The organism is Paenibacillus cisolokensis (assembly GCF_050481165.1).
Taxonomy (GTDB): domain Bacteria; phylum Bacillota; class Bacilli; order Paenibacillales; family Paenibacillaceae; genus Paenibacillus_AH; species Paenibacillus_AH cisolokensis.
Genome location: NZ_JBCNFP010000154.1, coordinates 1 through 17,017, shown reverse-complemented (window position 1 = coordinate 17,017; position 17,017 = coordinate 1). Strand labels below are relative to the sequence as shown.

Here is a 17,017-nt window from a genome sequence, read left to right as displayed (position 1 = left end):
GGCGTTCGTCGCAGTCACCTAGCCGCAACGGACGGCGTGAGGAGACGCAACGTGTTCATTCCACAACTATACGCAATCTTCTGCAATCTGTGTGTTGGCCGGAACATAACGCAAATCGCCGCCTCAAACTTCAAATCCGGCCAACACGGCCGCAATCCGGCGCCCGTATGGGCGAAGCGCTGCACCGCTACGTTGCCGACCAGGCTCATGTCCTGAAATGCCGGACCTGAGCCTGGCACATGCAAACCGAACAAGCGTTGCAGCGCCGCCCACAGCATAGCGGTGCGACAAGGGCGCGCGGGCGCCTTCGCAGGACGAATCCGCATTGCGGTGCCAGGGGCGCGCAGGCAGCCTTCGCAGGACGAATCCGCATTGCGGTGCTACAGCCTCCCCCTCCTGTAAACGGCTAACGAATCTGAGCAACGCTATTTTGCAAAATTCGCCTTCTGGATTCTGCTAACGAATACCAGACACCTTATTTTGCTCAAATCTACCGTTTTCCCTCAAGAATTCGGTTAATAAGGTTGCCTAGATTCGTTAGCGCTTCGAAAATGAAAATTTCGCCCGAATAAGGTTGCTCAGATTCGTTAGCGCAATCTCCCCACATCGCGCCACAACGCGACTTCGCTATCGCAACCACGCAACTGCGCCACAACGCGACTTCGTTAGCAGCAAGCCGTTTGCCGCCAAGCCTTGTGTCCGGCGGATGAATATCGGCCCGCTGGCCGCACAATCCGGCACAACGGCCTTCGGGCATGAGGCACGCACTCGGCGGCCCGCAACAAAAGATAGGGTCTAGCGGATCTGGCGAATATTCACAAAACGCGGCCGATAAATTCCGGCATGCTGCATATGCATATCCATACTTGTCGTGTTCATGTTATAGCTTGCCAGCAGTTCTCCGGGACGGGACAGATGGGGATGCGCCTTGGCGTTGTATACATAAATTCCTTTGCCTTCATCCGGCTCCGCGCAAGCATAGAGCCGTATCGGGTCGGCGAAAGGCCCGACCGGCGAAGCGCCAACGTACATGGACAAGCGGTTGCCGAGCCCTGCTCCCGCCTCCTGGAACACAACGGCATAGGCTGCGCCCTCCCACTGGTCTGACATCGGCGTCACACTGAACTCGCAAGATATTTCGTCGGCGATCGGCACGACCTGCTCCTTCTCGGCCGTCCATTCCGCCCCGTTCCAGAAGTGCCATGCGGCAAAATCCGCGAAGCGGGCCTCCGGCACGCGAGCGACGACCATAGCAGGGCCGCTTGCGCCGTTCTGCAAGCCGTAAATGTAAATATGTCCGTCGGGATTGGCAGCACCTGCCGATTCCGTCAGCGCCATAAACGCTGCACCGAAATACGTCGTCCGCCCGTTCGCCGCTTCATAGTATAAGTCTGTGTCGGCCTGAATGTTCTCGTCATAACGCAATCCGTCCTCATCGACCGGAGCCGACACTCTGGCAATGCCGTGAACGGCAAACTGGAAGCCTTCAGGGCCGTCCATGGCGGCGAACAGCGTAATGCGCTGCTCCAGCCACTCCACACCAGGCGCCTCCCAGCGCAGCACGAGCCCCGGAATCGTGTTTTTACAATTTTCGGTCATGCAAAAGGAGCCCGTTGCAGCAAACGAGCCACGTCGAGCACCGTATCGGCCGTTTGCGACCAGCATCGCCGCACATGCGAAAAAACCTCCCGGGAATAGAAGCCGTAAGACGGCTCTCCCCCGGGAGGTTTTTTCATTTCGTATCCGTATCCTTATCCCAGCCCCAGCTTTTTCAACCTGCAGCGCGCCGCCCATTTCCGCTCCTTGCGCTTCATATACTTGGGCAGCGAGCGATACACGTCAAGCGCCTCGTCGAGCGCCCGGCGCGCCTCTTCCTTGCGTCCGAGCTGCTCGTTGATTTGCGACAGCCGATAGTACGCCTCGCAGGACGATGAATGAATGCTGCGGAACGATTCCAGCGCTTCGAGCGCCTTGTCCGTATCCGACCGCGAATACAACGATGCCAGACGCAGGTACGGTTCTCCGTATTTGACCCTGGGGTTCAGTTCCAGCGCCCGCCGGATCGCCTCTTCGCCTTTCGCCGTTTCCCCGGTATGCAAGTAGCTGTTGCCCAGATCGTCCCAAAATTCGGCCGATGACTCGACGGCGCCGAGCGGCTGCATCGGCTCCAGCAAGTCCCGCGCCTCCCGGTACCGCTTTGCTTCGATCAACAGACGGGCCAACTCGTGCTTGGCCGACACGTCGCTCGGATTGATCGCCACCTGCTGGCGGAGTCTGGCGATCAACCTTCTGCGGCGAAACGGGCGGAAAATATTCGGCGCAAGTCCGACGAATCGTTGGTCCAGCGCGTACAGTATGATAAGCAGCACAAGTATGGCAATAAACGGATTGCCGATCAGCCACCATAAAATCGCGAAAAGAAAAAAAGGTCTCATCGTTCCTCCAGATGAAGCGGTTTTCCCTTATCATACCACATTCGGCTCGACAGTTGTCATGGGCGCCGGCCTGCCGCTTCAAAGGCAAACGTCGAAAGACCGCGGGAAAACCGAAAAGCCCTGCATGCCGCTGCCGCTTTCTTTCGAACGAAAAGTCCGGTCCGATCGAACGGGAAGGGCGCGCAAGGGCTATGACCGGGCGTTATGCACACGCGTTCTACTCCACCGCCGACATACGGGCGCGGATTTCCTCTCTCGCCCGATCGTTCATTCTGGCGGGGGTCCATCTCGGCTCCCATACGAGCCGAACGTCAACCTCCTTGACGCCGGGCAATTGCGATACGGTTTTTTTGACTTGCTCCACAATTTCATCGGCAAGCGGACATTCGGGAATCGTCAGCGTCATCTCGATTTTCACCTTGCCGTTTTCATCGGCGGACACCTCATATACAAGCCCCAAATCGACGATATTTACTCCAACTTCCGGATCGAGCACTTCTTCCAGCGCGGTCAAAATTCGGTCCTCCAAATTCAAGTCCTCCACCTCCGTACGATGAACGGTATCAGCGTTAGATTATCCGATCCCTCAACGTTTTAGTCCTTTGACCATATATGGTTCGACCGCGCGAAGAAATGGAACAAGGAAGAGCATTTGAAAAATTTGCGGGACAGCGGGTTGTTCCGGTTCGTCAAAGAAATCGTGTTCCACAACATCGAAACTTGCGACGCCGAACGCTATGTCGGCCTCGCGATCAGCCAGGGCGGCGTGCAAACGGTGTTCAAGCTGGGGTCGACGGCATTAAACGCGGATATCGAGGCGTTCCGGGCGAACGCGGAAGCTTTCTTCGGGGGCAGAACGTTGGAGGTTATGTTCAGCTACCGGATGCGACTCGGAGTTAAGTAACATGCGGTTTTTCCCGCCATATACATAGAGCCGGCACGCGATAAAGCATGCCGGCTCTTCCTATTACTGCTGCTCGGCCATAATTGCTGCACGGCCTTCCTTCTACTGCAGCTCGACTATCGCTTTCACCACTTTCGACTCCGGCCGCAGCCAACGCTCGAATTCGCCGATCATATCCGCGAACGGCGCGCGATGCGTAATGTAGCCCGCCGCATCGATCCGGCCGCGGCGCACCGCCTCCATAACCCGGGCGAAATCTTCCTTCGTGGCGTTGCGGCTGCCCATCAGCGTCAGCTCCCGCTTGTGAAACTCGGGATCGTGAAACGCGATGTCGGACTTGACCAGCCCGACATAGACGAGGCGGCCGCCGTGGGCCACATAGCGGAACGCGTCGGCCATCGACTGTGCGTTGCCGGTCGCGTCGAAGACGACCGTCGGATAATCGCCGCCGGTCAGTTCCGCGATCCGATCCGCAGGTTCCTGCTTCGCATGGACAAGATAGTCGGCCTTCGCCCATCCAGCGCACAACGCGAGACGTTCGTCGCTCACCTCCATGGCGATGACGTTCGCCCCTTCGGCTTTGGCGAACGCCATGACGCCGAGACCGATCGGCCCGCCGCCGATGACGAGCGCCGTTTCGCCGGCGGTAAGCCCGGACCGGCGCACGGCATGCGCCCCGATCGCGAGCGGCTCGAGCGTCGCCGCCTGATCGAGCGTCAAGTCGTTTACGGCGAGCAGATGATCTGCGGGCACATTGAGCCGCTCCCGCATGCCGCCGTCCGTATGGACGCCGAGCACGCGCAGCGACGTGCAGCAGTTCGGCTTGCCCTGCCGGCAAGCGATGCAAACGCCGCATTCCAAATACGGTACGACCGCCACCCGATCGCCGACGGCGACGCCCGCCGTTCCTTCCCCGAGCGCTTCCACGACGCCGGACAGCTCGTGCCCGAGAATGCGCGGGTATTCGAAGAACGGCTGATTGCCTCGGAACGCATGATAATCGGTGCCGCAAATGCCGACCCGGCGAATCCGCACAAGCGCTTCCCCGGGTCCCGGCGCGCGCTCATCCTGCTCTCGCATTTCGAATCGCCCCGGCTCGACGCATACGATCGTTTTCATCTTCACTCATCTCCCTGCCGCTTGATGTTATAGGATAACTCCGTCTTTAAAAATGGCGATCTCGCGAAAGCCGGTCCGCTCGTTCTTCGTCTGCGCGTTCCCGGACGCGATATCGAGAATGAAATCGAGCAGTTCCGCGGCAAGCGAATCCATCGTCACCGCCTCGTCCAGCAGCCGCCCGGCGTCGAAATCGATCCAGTTCGCCTTGCGGGCCGCGAGCTCGCTGTTCGTCGACAGCTTCATCGTCGGCACCGGCCCGCCGAACGGCGTCCCTCTGCCGGTCGTAAACAGTACGATCTGCGCGCCGGCCGCCGCGAGCGCCGAGACCGAGACGAGATCGTTGCCGGGCGCCTGCACGAGATTGAGGCCGGGTCGGCTCGCGCGCGTCCCGTAAGGCAGCACGTCGGTCACGACCGCATGGCCGCCTTTCTGCGTGCAGCCGAGCGATTTCTCCTCCAGCGTGCTGATGCCGCCGGCTTTGTTGCCGGGCGAAGGATTTTCATATATTTCCTGGCCATGATCGATAAAATATTGCTTGAAATCGTTGATCAGCCGGACGATCCGCTCGAAGACGCCGGCGTCCGCCGCGCGGTTCATCAGAATCGTCTCCGCGCCGAACATCTCGGGCACTTCCGTCAGCAGCGCCGTTCCGCCCGCGGCGGTCACCGCGTCGGCGATGCGGCCGACAAGCGGATTGGCCGTAATGCCCGACAAACCGTCGGAGCCGCCGCATTTCAGCCCGATCTTCAGTCTGGACACCGGCACCGGCTCGCGCTTGAACGTCTCGGCGTACGCGGCCAGCTCCTCGAGCAGTTCCATCCCTTTTTCCAGCTCGTCCGCCTCATCCTGGGCGCGCATGAAGCGGATGCGTCCTTCCGGAAAATCGCCGAGCAGGGTACGGAACTCGTCGATCTGATTGTTTTCGCAGCCGAGTCCGACGACGAGCACGCCGCCCGCGTTCGGATGAAGCGCCAGCGCGGACAGAAACGCCTGGGTATGCTTCAAGTCGTCGCCAAGCTGCGAGCAGCCGTACGGATGGGCGAAATGGTAAACGCCGTCGACGCGTCCGGCAAGCTCGTCATTGCCCATGCGGGCGAGCGTTTCGCATGTTTTGTTGATGCATCCGACCGTATTCAAAATCCACAGCTCGTTGCGGATGCCGACATCGCCGTTCTCCCGGACATATCCGGCAAACGTCCGCTCCGCGAAGCCTTCGGGGACGCAAGCGGCGCTTCCTCCGGTCACCTCCGGCCCGGGCTCGTAGCGGTATTCCAGCTTGCCGCTAAGCCCAGTCCGCACATTGTGGTGATGCACCCAGACGCCGGGCTCCAGCGGGACCTTCGCCTTTCCGATCGAATAGCCGAACTTGATCACATCTTCGCCCGCTGCTGCCGGCCGAATGAGCACCTTATGCCCTTTGGCCACCTCTTCCTTCAGCACGATCGTCTCCTGACCGCCGTCCGGCAATTCGAGTCCGATCCGCTCTCCGGCTGCCAAATCCCGCAGCGCGACGACGACATTGTCCGAAGGGTGAAGCCGAATCCACGATTTCATTCGCATTCCTCCCATTGTTCCAATTGGCGGGCAATCGCCTGAACGAGCGGCAGACCGGCAGGCGTCCGGAGGTCGCAGCCCCACCACTCTTCACGGGAGAGGACCGCATCGGCCAGCAACCGCGCATCGGTTCCGTATTCCGCCCACAACGCTGACATCGTCTCCAGCACCGGCTTGCTGTCGTTCACCGTATAGGGCGTGCCGTCGAACCGGACGCCGCCGTAACCGCCGTCATCCAGCCGCTTCACCCGGTACAGGCGCAGCAGCGCGGCAAGCGCGGTCACCATTCGCTGCGGCAGCTCGCGCCGCTCCCCGGCGTACGAAAGAAGCGTCGGCACAAGGCGCGTCCGGAATTTGCTTACGCTGTTCATCGCGATGTCGGACAGCCGGTGTTCAATGTACGGATTGGCGAACCGTTCGAACACTTCCGCCGCATAGACGCGCAACTCGGACGGCTCGAGCGGGACCGCGGGAACGATCTCTTCGGCGACCGCCTCCCGGACCCAGCTGCCGAGCGTCTCGTGCTCCATCAGCTCCCGGACATGCCGGACGCCGGACAGCAGACCGAGCGGCGTCATCAGCGTATGGGCGCCGTTCAGAATGCGCACTTTGCGCAGCTGGTACGGGCGCAAATCCGGAACCCAGCGGACGTTCAGGCCCGCTTGAACGAACGGCAGCCGGCGGTCCAGCTCCGGTTCGCCTTCGATTGCCCAAAAATGATACGGTTCCGCCGTATTGAGCAGCAGGTCCTCGTACCCCCAACGCTCGAACAGCGCCGGCGCCTCGTCTGCCGGATAGCCCGTCACAATCCGGTCGACCAGCGAATTTAAAAACCGGTTATGTTCCTCCAGCCAGCGGCGGAATCCATCCGGCAAGCTCCAGTCGTCGCAATGCCGCAGCACGCAAGCCTTCAGCGTGTCGCCATTGCGTTCGAGCAGCTCGCAAGGCAGCAGCAGCAGTCCTTTATCGGCTGCGCCCGCAAACGCTTCGTATCGGCGGTACAGCCACAGCGTCAGCCTGGCCGGATACGATGGCATCGGCTCATCCGGCTTCCACGGCGTATAGACGTACGTCAGCCCCGCTTCGGTCGTATTGGAAATGACCGCTTCCAGCTCCGGACGTTCCGCCAAAGACAGAAAGCGCTCCCATTCGCGGTACGGATCGATCAGCTCGCGGAAGACCGCGACGACTTCCGAACGCTCGACTTTTCTCCCCTGCTCCAAACCGCGAATAAGCAGCGTGTACAATCCGTCCTGTGCGGCCAATTGCTCCAGCTTGGCGCCTCCGGAGGGTCGCGGCTGCGTCACCGCGACACTGCCGTCGAACAGTCCTTTCTTGCGGCATTCATGCAGCATCCAATCGGCAAAGCCCCGCAAAAAATTGCCTTCGCCAATTTGCAGGACGCGCACCGGTGACGAGGCGGCCGCCCGATATCGGGACTGCGTCTCGAAGTCGGCCGTTTCCGCGTTCAGCATTTTGGTCGTACCCATTGCCATCCCTCCCGGTCTATCATGCTCACCCCTTTATTGTAGCATCATACCGAGTCAGCGAATTGCCGTATTCCGGCAAAAATGTATCCGATTTTGATCTTTGCGGCCGCTTGCCGGCCATACCGTCTGTTATAATGAGGATAAAACAGCATGAATGCAGGAGAGGCAGACAGGAGAGGAAGAGACGGATGAAGCCGATTCGCAAAAAATTCGAGAACTACGGGCTGTTCCCGTTTTCCATGGTGTACCGGGATACGAAAAGCCCGCAAATCGAGCTTCCCGACCATGTGCATGACTGGCACGAGCTGGTCTATGTTCACGGCGGACACGGAACATTTTTTATTCAGCATACGATCTATGATATGCGCGCCGGCGATCTGTTCGTGCTGCCCGCCAATACGATTCACCGTGCCCTGCCCGACCAGGACCGTCCCGTCACCTCGACCGCGCTCTTTTTTGGTCCGGCGCTTCTGTTGACAGCGGTCTACGATGACGGCTATTCGCTCTCCGGGCTGCTGGAAACGGGGGTGTACCGGTTTCGGCTGGACGAGCGGCTGCAGCGGCTGTACGAGATCGAACTGGCGCGGATGGCCGAGGAGGACAGGGAGCGCCGGCCAGGCTACCGGACAGCCCAGTGGCTGTCGCTCCATACGCTGCTGCACGAAACGAACCGGATTGTAAGAGCCGCTATCGGGGAGGCGGCCGGTCCCGGCGCGAATGCCGGCCCGTCCTGGCTTGACGCCGTGCTGAACGGGCTGGAAGGCGATACGGAACCGGACATGCGGCATACGCTTTCTTCGCTCGCCGATCTGGCGGGAGTCAGTCCCGCCCATCTGAGCCGGGTGTTCAGACGGAAAACCGGCATGAGCGTCACCGACTACTTGACGATGCGGCGCATCGTCAAGGCGAAAAAACTGCTGTCGGCATCGGACGATAAAATCGTCTGGATCGCGGAGCAATGCGGCTTCGAAAGCTTGCCCCACTTTCACCGCTGCTTCAAGAAGCATGTCGGGATGACGCCGGCGAAATACCGGATTTTTGCGAGGCGTTAGCCGGCAGCTCGCAGGTGCCGAGGCAGCGGTGCCACGACGGCACGCGGCTGCATGGCGGTACGGCAGCGCGTCGGCACAGCGTTACGCGGCTGCTCCGCTGACCGCCAGCGCACGCGGACCGCGGCACCGTCAACCTTGCCGGTATTGCTTCAGCACAGCGCGGATGTCGGCGTTGATGCCGTCAAGCTCCGGAATGGCGACCGGTTTATCCGCCAGCCGATAACGTTCCTTCAGCTGCAAAATCCGTTCCACGCTTTCGTCGATCCGTTTTTCCGTCAACCGCCCCTCGTTCACGCTCTGCTTGAGCGCTTGCACGACACGGTCGACGTTTTCGTACCCGTGCGCCACTAGCACGATATCGCTGCCCGCTTCGACGGCTTGAACCGCCGCATCGCCGATGCCGTAATGATCCGCGATGGCGCCCATCGTCAGATCGTCTGTCATGACGACTCCTTCGAAGCCGAGCGTCCCGCGAAGCTGGTCGGTGATGATCGTGCGCGACAGCGAGGAAGGAAATTCGCCGTCCAGCTGCGGAAACAAAATATGAGCGACCATAACGGCATCCGCCCCCTGTCTGATCGCTTCGGCGAATGGCTGCCACTCGAAATTCCGCAGCTGCTCCAATCCCTTCCGCACGACCGGCAGTTCCAGATGGGAATCGACCGCCGTATCGCCATGCCCCGGAAAATGCTTGACGACGGGAATGATTCCCGCATCGCGGATCGCCTTCATCTCCGCCACGCCCATTTGTGTCACCACCTCCGGCGTCGCGCCGAACGAACGCGGACCGATGACCGGATTATCGGGATTGCTGTTGATGTCGAGCACCGGCGCGAAATTCAGGTTGAATCCGAACGCCGTACATGCTCTGGCCAGCAGTTCCCCGACCGCCCCGGCGAACGCCGGCTGTCCGGTTTCGCCGATCGCAACGGCATCGGGCAGCCGCTCCAGACCCGGAAGCCGGCTGACGATGCCGCCTTCCTGATCGACGGACAACATAAGCGGCGCCTTGTTCGCGCCGTTCCAGGCTCTCAGACTGTTGACGTAAACGACCGTCTCTTCCGGGGAGACGAGGTTGTCTTTGTAGAAAATGACGCCGCCGACATGCTGCTCGGCAATCATGCGCCGCGCCCGGCGGTCGGGAGAGGCGCCTTCCACGCCGGCGATAATAAGCTGGCCGATTTTCTCGTCCAGCGTCATCGCGTCGATCGTCCGTCCGATCGCATTTTCGGAGGAAGAGTTCCCGCTTTCTTCGCCGTCCTTGTCCGGGGTTCCGCCGAAAACCGCGCATCCTGCGACGAAGACAAGCAGCGCCAGGACGGCGGCCGTTTTCCGGAAACGTTGCGGTCTCACCATATCACGTCCCTGTTTTATGATGAACTTGTCCTATTCATTACCCCGCGGCGGGCGTACTATAACAATCGGCAACAAACGGCGCAGGCCGCGTTCGCGGAAATGATCTGCGCCGTCTGAAAAGAAGGAACGATGCGCATACTTTGACGAAAGCGTATTGCGAACCGTTTCAATGCTGTGACGAGGGGAGATTGGTTTATGGTTGACGTACAGGAAGAACTGAAGCAATTGCGGGAGCACCTCCCGGCCTGGGTGGAAGCAAGCAGGCTGCATGCGGCGAAAGGAAAAGTCGCCGGCTATATACCGGAGCTCGCCGGAACGCCGGCGAATGCGCTCGGCATTACGGTGATGGATGCGTCGGGCGAATGCGTGACGGTCGGAGACTGCGATCTGAACTTCACGATGCAGAGCATATCGAAAGTGTTTACGCTGCTGCTGGCGCTGATGGATCGCGGGGAAGAAGCCGTATTCGCCAAAGTCGGGATGGAGCCGAGCGGCGACGATTTCAATTCGATTTTGAAGCTGGAACTGGTGGAGCCGGGCATCCCGTTCAACCCTCTCATCAACGCCGGGGCGATCGCGGTCACTTCGCTCATCGCCGGCTCCGGTCCGGCGGAGAAGACGGAACGGATTACGGCATTCTTCTCCCGTCTTGCCGGCGGCCGGCCGCTCGTCTGCAATGAGGCGGTCTACCGCTCGGAAGCGGCAACCGCTTACCGGAACCGGTCGATCGCCTATTTCCTGAAAGAAAACAATGTGCTCGAAGCGCATGACGACGTGGAGGAAGTGCTGGATGTCTACTTCCGGCATTGCGCGATCGAGCTGACATGCGCCCAGTTGGCGCGCATGGCGCTCGTACTCGCGCATGCCGGACGCGATCCGCTTACCGGGGAAGCGCTCATCCCTTCCCGCTACGTGCAGATCGCCAAGACATTCATGGTCACCTGCGGCATGTACAACGCCTCGGGCGAATTCGCGATCCGCGCCGGACTGCCCGCGAAGAGCGGCGTATCGGGCGGCATTCTCGCGCTCGTGCCGAACCGGTACGGCATCGGCGTGATCGGTCCGGCGCTTAACCGCAAAGGCAACAGCACCGCCGGCGTTCATCTGCTGGAGACGCTGTCGCAACATTTCGGATGGAGTCTGTTTTGACGGTGCGGGGCGCTGCAAAGAAGGACGATCAGCGCTCCCGATCCCCTCTTCCGCCGAGCTTGTAAAATTCGGCGGCGTTGCCGCCGAACAGCGCTTCCCGCTCGCGCTCCGTCCAAGCTTCGGGAAGCGCCCGCTCCAGCGCGCCGATCACATCGTCATAGGACCCTGCCAGCAGGCAGACCGGCCAATCGCTGCCGAACATGACGCGCCGGGGGCCGAACAGCTCCGTCACATGGCGGACATACGGTATGAGCTGTTCCGGCTCCCAACGCCGATGGTCGGCTTCCGTTATCATGCCCGACAGCTTGCAGTACAGCTTCGGGTAGCCGGCCAGCACGCGCATCTGCTCCGCCCACGGTTCGAGAATGCCGTCCTTGATCAGCGGCTTGGCGATATGGTTGATCACGCCGCGCAGGTTCGGCACCTTCTCCATCAGCTCGAGAACGGCAGGCAGCTGAGGCGCGCGCATGAGAAGATCGACGGGCTGATCGAGTTTCTCCATCCGGGCAAGCGCCTCGATGACATTCGGCTTCAGCACCTCGGCCGGATCGGCCATTTCCTGAATCATAACGCGGAAACCGACAAACTTCGGATGCCGGCGAAACCGGTCGTAATGACGTTCCCAATCCGGATCGTGCAGATCGAGCCAGCCGACGACACCGGCGATCGACGGCTCATTGTCGCTTAACGCGAGCAAATAATCCGTTTCCTCGTGAGACCGCTCCGCCTGCACGACGATCGTCCCGTCGATCCGATGCTTCGCCAGCTCGGGCTGCAGATCATCCGGCAAGTAGCTCCGGTACAATACCGGCACATCCGGCGACAGCCAGCCGAGATCCCCCCGCGCAATGTCCCAATAATGCTGATGCGCGTCCAAACGCATAACGCATTCCCCTTTCATCTTATCGAATGGAACCGTTTTCTCCATTTTAGCACGCCTGTACGCGTCTGTCGCTTCTCCGGAACGCCGCCGCCACGACTACGCGGCCGTTTGCACACCTCCGGCTCGTACAACTTTTACCCGTACGCCCCGCATTTGACGGTGCTCTTTTTTTGCATTAAAATTTCATAAAGTGAAACGAAAGCTTTCATGCCTTCTCATAGACCGAAAGGAGCCATTCCGGACATGCTCGATTCCCCTTTCAGCAAAACCGATCAACGACGGCAACTGCTGCTCAAAGCGTTAAGCGAGCGCGGTGCCATGACGATACCGGAAATGATGGAGCTTGCCGGCTGCTCGAAGGCGACCATAGTGCGGGACCTGGATCTGCTGGCGGGACGCGGCCTGATTATCCGGACGATCAACGGGGCGCAGCCGCAACCTTCCCCCGGGCCGTCCGGACAGGAACTGTCGTTTCAGGAGAAAAAACATTTGCAGTCCGCCGAGAAAATGGCTATCGCCCGCCGGGCCGTCTCGCTGGTCGAAGAGGGAGATGTCGTCGGGCTTACCGGAGGAACGACGACCTTTCTGATCGCCTGGCTTCTGCGCAGCAGAGTCAATATTACGGTCGTGACCAATGCGGTCAATATCGCGGCTTCGCTCGCCGAGAGCGAAGGCGTTCAGGTCGTCGTGACCGGGGGAGTCATGCGCGGCAAAAGCTATGAATTATGCGGTCCTCTAGCGCTCAAAACGTTGGAAGAGCTGCATATCGGCAAAATGTTCCTCGGCGTCGACGGCGTATCTCTCGAAAACGGACTGACGACGCACTCCGAATTCGAAGCGCAGACGAACCGCCTGTTCATCGCACATGCCCAGCAGACGTACGCCGTATTCGACCATACGAAGTGGGAGCGCACTTCCCTGTTCCCGATCGCGCCGCTGTCGTCCGCGAACGCGCTCATTACCGACAAGCCTCCTTCGGCTGCCATGCTGGACCGGCTCCGGGCAGAGAACATCCCCGTTTATGTCGCAAAACCGTAAGCGGCAACCGGCGATCATCCCAATCCGAACCGGCCAAGCCTTCATGTCGCAGCCGTCGGGCCAGGCGCCTGACACATACCGGAACCGGGGACCGTGCGGAAGCGGCAATACAGCGAAACGGCCGAACAGACAAAACGACCGAACAGCCTTGAAGACTGTCGGTCGTTTTATTTGCCGGCCATTCTCGCTTCGCGCGGGGAATGGCCGTATTTGCGTTTGTATGCCCGTTCGAAATGAGACAGCGTGCGAAAGCCCGACGCGTAGCAAATATCGGTGACCGGCAGCGGCGATCCGCGCAGCAGCGAGCAGGCGAACGACAGCCGCAGCTCCTGCAGGTACTGCTGGAACGGGACGCCCGCAGCCTTGCGGAAACATTCGCTGAAATAATTCGGCGCAAGTCCCGCCTGGGCGGCGGCGTCCCGGAGACTTAGCGGTTCGCGAAACCGGTGATGGATGAAGACGAGCGCCCGCCGGATATGTTCCGGCTGCGGCGCTTCTTCCCTGCCCGAACCGCCGCCCTCCTCCAGGGAACGCAGCCTTGCCAGCATAAGCAGAATGCGTTCCAGCGCTCCTCTTGCCATCAGCCGGTATCCCGGCTGTCTGCCGGACAGCTCCGCTTGAAGGAGCCGGAACTCCTCCGCGACGGCCTCCCGCGCATCCTCCGCAACCGTCACCGTGCCGCCCGCATAGTCGCGAAACAGCAGCGGTCTCAGCTCATCGGACAGCAGTTGCTCGCCGAACACCGCGTTATAGAGTTGAAGCGGCCTGTCAGGTGACGGAGATACCGAATGGAAGTCCGCAGGCGTCAGCAGAAACAGGCTGCCTTCGGACAGCGGAACCGCGCGTCCGTTAACGGTATGGCTGCCCGCGCCGCCGTACACGTAGCACAGCTCGTAAAACTCGTGCCAGTGCAGCGCGACCGGCCCGGGCACCGTCTGATTATACAGCCTGAGCGGAAAGTCTTCGCCCAAATATTGCTCGTTCGTCAGCCGTTGCGGCTCCATGTCGCCCCTCCCCTGCACGCTGCCGCCCCCGCTATTTACGCATTGGCATACGTATTGCCTGCGAGATCCTTGCCGCGGGCGAGCCACACCTTGAATCCGGGGTTTTTCTCCGGAATGACGCGGATGTCGGTCGAGAAGTAGCGCATCGTGTATCCGCAACGCCGGTAAGGACTCTTATTGGCCGTCGCCCCGTGGATGATGCGGGAATCGTGCAGCGAGCATTGTCCCCGCTCCAGCTCGAAAGCGACCGCCTTACTGTCGTCGACGTTGCGGATTTGCGTGGCGAACAGGTTAAGCCGGCTGTCGACATCCTCGTAGTCCGAGAAGCCGTTGCGGTGCGTCTCGGGAATGACCTGCATGCAGCCGTTTTCGCGGGTGCTCGGGTCGATCGCAAGCCACACGGTCACAATGCCGTGAAAGCTGTCCACCCTGCCTTTCCAGTATGCGGAATCTTCGTGCCAGGGCGTCGCCCGTCCGACATACGGATCCTTGCAGATGAAATGGCTGGACCACAGCCCGATGTTCGGCCCGAGAATCGGTTCGACGACATCGAGCACCTCGTCGCACAGCAAATAATCGAGCAGCCGTTCGTCCCGGAAATGCGGCGTATCCAGCTCATCGGACAGCTTGCTGCCTTTCTCCGCGAGATGCTCCTCGAACAAAGCCGTCAATCCGTCCAGCATATGCTGCGGCAGCAGTTGCTTCTTATACAGAAGATACCCGTTTTCATGATAAAATTCCACTTCTTCTTTGCTCAGCTTGCTCATGCCCGATCCCTCCCGGAATGGTCTGTCTGTTCACCATTTATTGTGGCATGGCGCGGGCTTTCGGCGCTTCGCGTTTCCGAAGGAAAAGTACGCTTATCTTCAGATAGACCCGGGATAGGCAAGAACGCATGAGCGGGTTCAGGCGAGCCTGGGGAACAATCCGCCCTGCAGACGGCCGCCGGCTTCAAGGCCGAGACCTTCGGTGCATATATGCCGCGCACCGCTAAACGTCGTGCCGTCCGGCATATAAATGATGGCGAGCGCCCGGCGCGGCCGGTCCGTCCGGTTCGCATGGGCATAATGAAACGTCAGCCCGTCATGGAACGTGCAGCTTCCCGCCTTCATCCTGGCTACCACCGCGGTGTTCCGGTCGACGCGGGCCGCGCCGCCGTCGCTAAAAATGTCATGCGGCTCGACCAGATCGACGCTTTTCAAATTTTTGATTTTCTGCGATTTGGGCACGAACATCATGCATCCGTTGTTTTCATCGACGTCGTCCAGCGCAATCCAGATCGACAGCGCGCCGGTTTCGTTCATCGGCCAGTACGGCCAATCCTGATGCCAGGGCGTCGGTTTGGAATCGTGCGGCATTTTGAGCAGCGCATGGTCGTGGAACAGCCTGATGCCGGAGCTGCCCGTCAAATCTTTCGCCGCCTGCGCGAAGCGCCTGCTCAGCACGAACCGGGCTATTCCGCCATGATCGCGCCAGGTGTTGACGCGCTGGTTCAGCACCTTGTAATAAGCGTTGCCTTTCTGCGACGTTTGGACGGAGCGGCCGCCTTCCTGCCTCATCGTCTCGTCCAAATATTGACGCAGTTCTTCCAATTCGTCCGGTTTTAACATATCATCGATTTGAACGAACCCGTTCTCCCGATAATATTGAATTTGCTCATTTGTCAATGGTTTGTTGTCGTCCAGCATGCCGGCACTTCCTTTCGATTGCGGGGTTTATATGTAAATCTTAACCGAAAGCGTTTTCAGCATCTTGGCTGATTTGCGAAAAAAAACGGACGATTTGCCAAAGGGGGGCGCGATAAAATGGAAACGTACGAGCGCAAAACTTTTTTTCCGGATGAACAATTTCCGTTCTTCATTTCGCGCTATACGATCGGTATCGGTGAACGCATACCGGATCATGCCCATCAATTCGTCGAGCTGGTCTATGTCGTCAGCGGCTCGGCGATTCACGAGATGTCCGGCCACCGGTACGAGCTTCAGTCCGGCGACGTTTTCGTGCTCGAGCCCGGCGCCCCGCACAGCTACACAGGCTCGGATACGGAAGAGACGGTCGTCTTCAATGTGCTGTTCGGCACCGAGCTGCTGCGCGACGAACTTGCGTCGCTGCTGCGCATGCCATCGTTCGTCAACTTTTTCTATCTGGCGCCCTTTCTGCGGAAAAGCGCGTCGTTCATCCCCCATTTCCGGTTGCAAGATCATCAGAAGCTGCGAATCGTCAGCCATCTGGCCGCGATGGAAGAGGAGTTTGCGATGCGCGGGGACGGCTATCAACTGCTGATCAGAACGAGGCTGATCGAATGTCTCGTCTGGCTGGGTCGCTACCATCGCGAAAGCGGGATGCGAAAGCTCGAAGCGTTAAGCGACCGGGACTGGATCGAGTCGATCCGGCATCTGGTCGAGACGCATTTCCGCCAGCCGCTGTCACTGAAGGAAGCGAGCCGGCTGTGCGGCATGAGCGTCTCGTCGTTCACCGTCAAATTTCGGGAAGCGGCCGGCTGCAGCTTCACCGAATACAAGCATGGCGTGCAAATCCGCCACGCCTGCCGCCTGCTCGTCGACACGAGCAGCAAGGTGACCGACATCGCCTTCGACGCCGGCTTTGGCGATATCAGCTTCTTCAACAAAGTGTTCCGCAAACATACCGGCATGACGCCGAAAGCTTACCGAAAGCTGCACGGCCAACCGGACGGCCAACCGAACAAAGCCGATAAGAGGAAAGTGCCGCCGGAGACGTGAAAGCTGCTACGGAATGTTTCGGAAATGAGCGCCCTATTCATCAAAAAACCTTCCCCCTCTGCTTCCCCGGCACGGAAGAGAGTGGAAGGTTAATCGAATCCAATGGGTCATTGGAACTGTCAAATTTTCAGTTCCCCAAGCTTGATCAACTCGACAACAGCCTGCGAACGACCTTTGACATTTAATTTTTGCATGACATTGGAGATGTGGTTTGAAGCACGCCATTTGAACTTGTAAGTAAATCTTTCAAGTTGGTTCGCTGTTCATTTATCTTTAAAAGTCCGGTGAAAAA

General features: G+C 59.7%; 16 protein-coding genes and 1 pseudogene. 5 read left to right on the top strand and 12 right to left on the bottom strand.

Going from position 1 to position 17,017, the window contains the following annotated elements; genetic code table 11:
* Window positions 1–795: 795 nt before the first annotated feature.
* The 3 genes from ABEV74_RS21095 to ABEV74_RS21085 all read right to left on the bottom strand — a co-directional run bounded on the left by ABEV74_RS21095 (window position 796) and on the right by ABEV74_RS21085 (window position 2,970).
* Window positions 796–1,599, bottom strand: coding sequence for a DUF5005 domain-containing protein (locus ABEV74_RS21095; protein ID WP_430149337.1), 804 nt, complete (start codon window positions 1,597–1,599; stop codon window positions 796–798).
* Between the two features lie 152 nt (window positions 1,600–1,751).
* Window positions 1,752–2,435 carry a tetratricopeptide repeat protein gene (locus ABEV74_RS21090; protein ID WP_430149334.1) on the bottom strand — a complete coding sequence of 228 codons (684 nt, stop codon included), beginning with the start codon at window positions 2,433–2,435 and terminating at the stop codon, window positions 1,752–1,754.
* A gap of 217 nt (window positions 2,436–2,652) precedes the next feature.
* Window positions 2,653–2,970: a metal-sulfur cluster assembly factor gene (locus ABEV74_RS21085; RefSeq protein WP_062494705.1), complete on the bottom strand. Its 318-nt coding sequence runs from the start codon at window positions 2,968–2,970 to the stop codon at window positions 2,653–2,655.
* 117 nt (window positions 2,971–3,087) lie between these two features.
* Here ABEV74_RS21085 and ABEV74_RS21080 point away from each other — a divergent pair, with 117 nt between their 5' ends.
* Window positions 3,088–3,339, top strand: a complete 252-nt coding sequence (locus ABEV74_RS21080) for a hypothetical protein (protein WP_430149331.1) — start codon at window positions 3,088–3,090, stop codon at window positions 3,337–3,339.
* A gap of 102 nt (window positions 3,340–3,441) precedes the next feature.
* Here ABEV74_RS21080 and ABEV74_RS21075 read toward each other — a convergent pair whose 3' ends face one another.
* Genes ABEV74_RS21075 through ABEV74_RS21065 form a run of 3 tightly spaced genes read right to left on the bottom strand, consistent with a single transcriptional unit; the run spans window position 3,442 to window position 7,502 of the window.
* A complete protein-coding gene (locus ABEV74_RS21075) occupies window positions 3,442–4,458 on the bottom strand; it encodes a zinc-binding alcohol dehydrogenase family protein (RefSeq protein ID WP_430149329.1) in 1,017 nt (338 codons plus the stop codon).
* 27 nt (window positions 4,459–4,485) lie between these two features.
* Window positions 4,486–6,012, bottom strand: a complete 1,527-nt coding sequence (locus ABEV74_RS21070; protein ID WP_430149326.1) for a UxaA family hydrolase — start codon at window positions 6,010–6,012, stop codon at window positions 4,486–4,488.
* Window positions 6,009–7,502 (bottom strand): tagaturonate reductase, encoded by a 1,494-nt coding sequence (locus tag ABEV74_RS21065; RefSeq protein WP_430149323.1) that lies wholly within the window; start codon window positions 7,500–7,502, stop codon window positions 6,009–6,011. The genes ABEV74_RS21070 and ABEV74_RS21065 overlap by 4 nt, the downstream gene beginning before the upstream one ends.
* Window positions 7,503–7,690: 188 nt before the next feature.
* Here ABEV74_RS21065 and ABEV74_RS21060 point away from each other — a divergent pair, with 188 nt between their 5' ends.
* Entirely contained in the window at window positions 7,691–8,554 is an 864-nt protein-coding gene (locus ABEV74_RS21060; protein ID WP_062494720.1) for a helix-turn-helix transcriptional regulator, read from the top strand.
* A gap of 129 nt (window positions 8,555–8,683) precedes the next feature.
* Here ABEV74_RS21060 and nagZ read toward each other — a convergent pair whose 3' ends face one another.
* Window positions 8,684–9,910: a beta-N-acetylhexosaminidase gene (nagZ, locus tag ABEV74_RS21055; protein WP_430149320.1), complete on the bottom strand. Its 1,227-nt coding sequence runs from the start codon at window positions 9,908–9,910 to the stop codon at window positions 8,684–8,686.
* A 195-nt stretch (window positions 9,911–10,105) separates the two neighbouring features.
* Here nagZ and glsA point away from each other — a divergent pair, with 195 nt between their 5' ends.
* Window positions 10,106–11,059: a glutaminase A gene (gene glsA, locus ABEV74_RS21050; protein WP_430149318.1), complete on the top strand. Its 954-nt coding sequence runs from the start codon at window positions 10,106–10,108 to the stop codon at window positions 11,057–11,059.
* Between the two features lie 28 nt (window positions 11,060–11,087).
* On the opposite strand, the gene ABEV74_RS21045 is transcribed toward glsA, so the two are convergent.
* A complete protein-coding gene (locus ABEV74_RS21045; RefSeq protein WP_430149315.1) occupies window positions 11,088–11,942 on the bottom strand; it encodes an amidohydrolase family protein in 855 nt (284 codons plus the stop codon).
* Between the two features lie 243 nt (window positions 11,943–12,185).
* Here ABEV74_RS21045 and ABEV74_RS21040 point away from each other — a divergent pair, with 243 nt between their 5' ends.
* Entirely contained in the window at window positions 12,186–12,980 is a 795-nt protein-coding gene (locus ABEV74_RS21040) for a DeoR/GlpR family DNA-binding transcription regulator (RefSeq protein WP_430149313.1), read from the top strand.
* 167 nt (window positions 12,981–13,147) lie between these two features.
* On the opposite strand, the gene ABEV74_RS21035 is transcribed toward ABEV74_RS21040, so the two are convergent.
* From ABEV74_RS21035 to ABEV74_RS21025, 3 genes are all read right to left on the bottom strand, one after another.
* Window positions 13,148–13,984, bottom strand: a complete 837-nt coding sequence (locus tag ABEV74_RS21035) for an AraC family transcriptional regulator (RefSeq protein WP_430149310.1) — start codon at window positions 13,982–13,984, stop codon at window positions 13,148–13,150.
* A gap of 35 nt (window positions 13,985–14,019) precedes the next feature.
* The gene (locus ABEV74_RS21030; protein ID WP_430149307.1) at window positions 14,020–14,751 is read right to left on the bottom strand and encodes a phytanoyl-CoA dioxygenase family protein; all 732 of its coding nucleotides are present in this window, start codon (window positions 14,749–14,751) and stop codon (window positions 14,020–14,022) included.
* A gap of 138 nt (window positions 14,752–14,889) precedes the next feature.
* Complete coding sequence (locus ABEV74_RS21025; RefSeq protein WP_430149304.1) at window positions 14,890–15,672, bottom strand: phytanoyl-CoA dioxygenase family protein; 783 nt, start codon at window positions 15,670–15,672, stop codon at window positions 14,890–14,892.
* Window positions 15,673–15,789: 117 nt separating this feature from the next.
* Between ABEV74_RS21025 and ABEV74_RS21020 the strand changes: the two genes are divergently transcribed.
* Window positions 15,790–16,725, top strand: a complete 936-nt coding sequence (locus tag ABEV74_RS21020; protein WP_430149302.1) for an AraC family transcriptional regulator — start codon at window positions 15,790–15,792, stop codon at window positions 16,723–16,725.
* A 119-nt stretch (window positions 16,726–16,844) separates the two neighbouring features.
* On the opposite strand, the pseudogene ABEV74_RS21015 reads toward ABEV74_RS21020, so the two are convergent.
* Window positions 16,845–16,937: pseudogene (locus ABEV74_RS21015) on the bottom strand (LuxR C-terminal-related transcriptional regulator); the annotation flags it as partial.
* Window positions 16,938–17,017 lie beyond the last annotated feature (80 nt).

What these genes read in the sequence shown, in the direction of transcription:
- ABEV74_RS21095 (WP_430149337.1), bottom strand. Translation starts at nt 1,599, where the DNA reads ATGACCGAAAATTGTAAAAACACGATTCCGGGGCTCGTGCTGCGCTGG.
- ABEV74_RS21020 (WP_430149302.1), top strand. Translation starts at nt 15,790, where the DNA reads ATGGAAACGTACGAGCGCAAAACTTTTTTTCCGGATGAACAATTTCCG.
- glsA (WP_430149318.1), top strand. Translation starts at nt 10,106, where the DNA reads ATGGTTGACGTACAGGAAGAACTGAAGCAATTGCGGGAGCACCTCCCG.
- ABEV74_RS21045 (WP_430149315.1), bottom strand. Translation starts at nt 11,942, where the DNA reads ATGCGTTTGGACGCGCATCAGCATTATTGGGACATTGCGCGGGGGGAT.
- ABEV74_RS21035 (WP_430149310.1), bottom strand. Translation starts at nt 13,984, where the DNA reads ATGGAGCCGCAACGGCTGACGAACGAGCAATATTTGGGCGAAGACTTT.
- ABEV74_RS21065 (WP_430149323.1), bottom strand. Translation starts at nt 7,502, where the DNA reads ATGGGTACGACCAAAATGCTGAACGCGGAAACGGCCGACTTCGAGACG.
- ABEV74_RS21040 (WP_430149313.1), top strand. Translation starts at nt 12,186, where the DNA reads ATGCTCGATTCCCCTTTCAGCAAAACCGATCAACGACGGCAACTGCTG.
- ABEV74_RS21025 (WP_430149304.1), bottom strand. Translation starts at nt 15,672, where the DNA reads ATGCTGGACGACAACAAACCATTGACAAATGAGCAAATTCAATATTAT.
- ABEV74_RS21075 (WP_430149329.1), bottom strand. Translation starts at nt 4,458, where the DNA reads ATGAAAACGATCGTATGCGTCGAGCCGGGGCGATTCGAAATGCGAGAG.
- ABEV74_RS21030 (WP_430149307.1), bottom strand. Translation starts at nt 14,751, where the DNA reads ATGAGCAAGCTGAGCAAAGAAGAAGTGGAATTTTATCATGAAAACGGG.
- ABEV74_RS21060 (WP_062494720.1), top strand. Translation starts at nt 7,691, where the DNA reads ATGAAGCCGATTCGCAAAAAATTCGAGAACTACGGGCTGTTCCCGTTT.
- nagZ (WP_430149320.1), bottom strand. Translation starts at nt 9,910, where the DNA reads ATGGTGAGACCGCAACGTTTCCGGAAAACGGCCGCCGTCCTGGCGCTG.
- ABEV74_RS21070 (WP_430149326.1), bottom strand. Translation starts at nt 6,012, where the DNA reads ATGAAATCGTGGATTCGGCTTCACCCTTCGGACAATGTCGTCGTCGCG.
- ABEV74_RS21090 (WP_430149334.1), bottom strand. Translation starts at nt 2,435, where the DNA reads ATGAGACCTTTTTTTCTTTTCGCGATTTTATGGTGGCTGATCGGCAAT.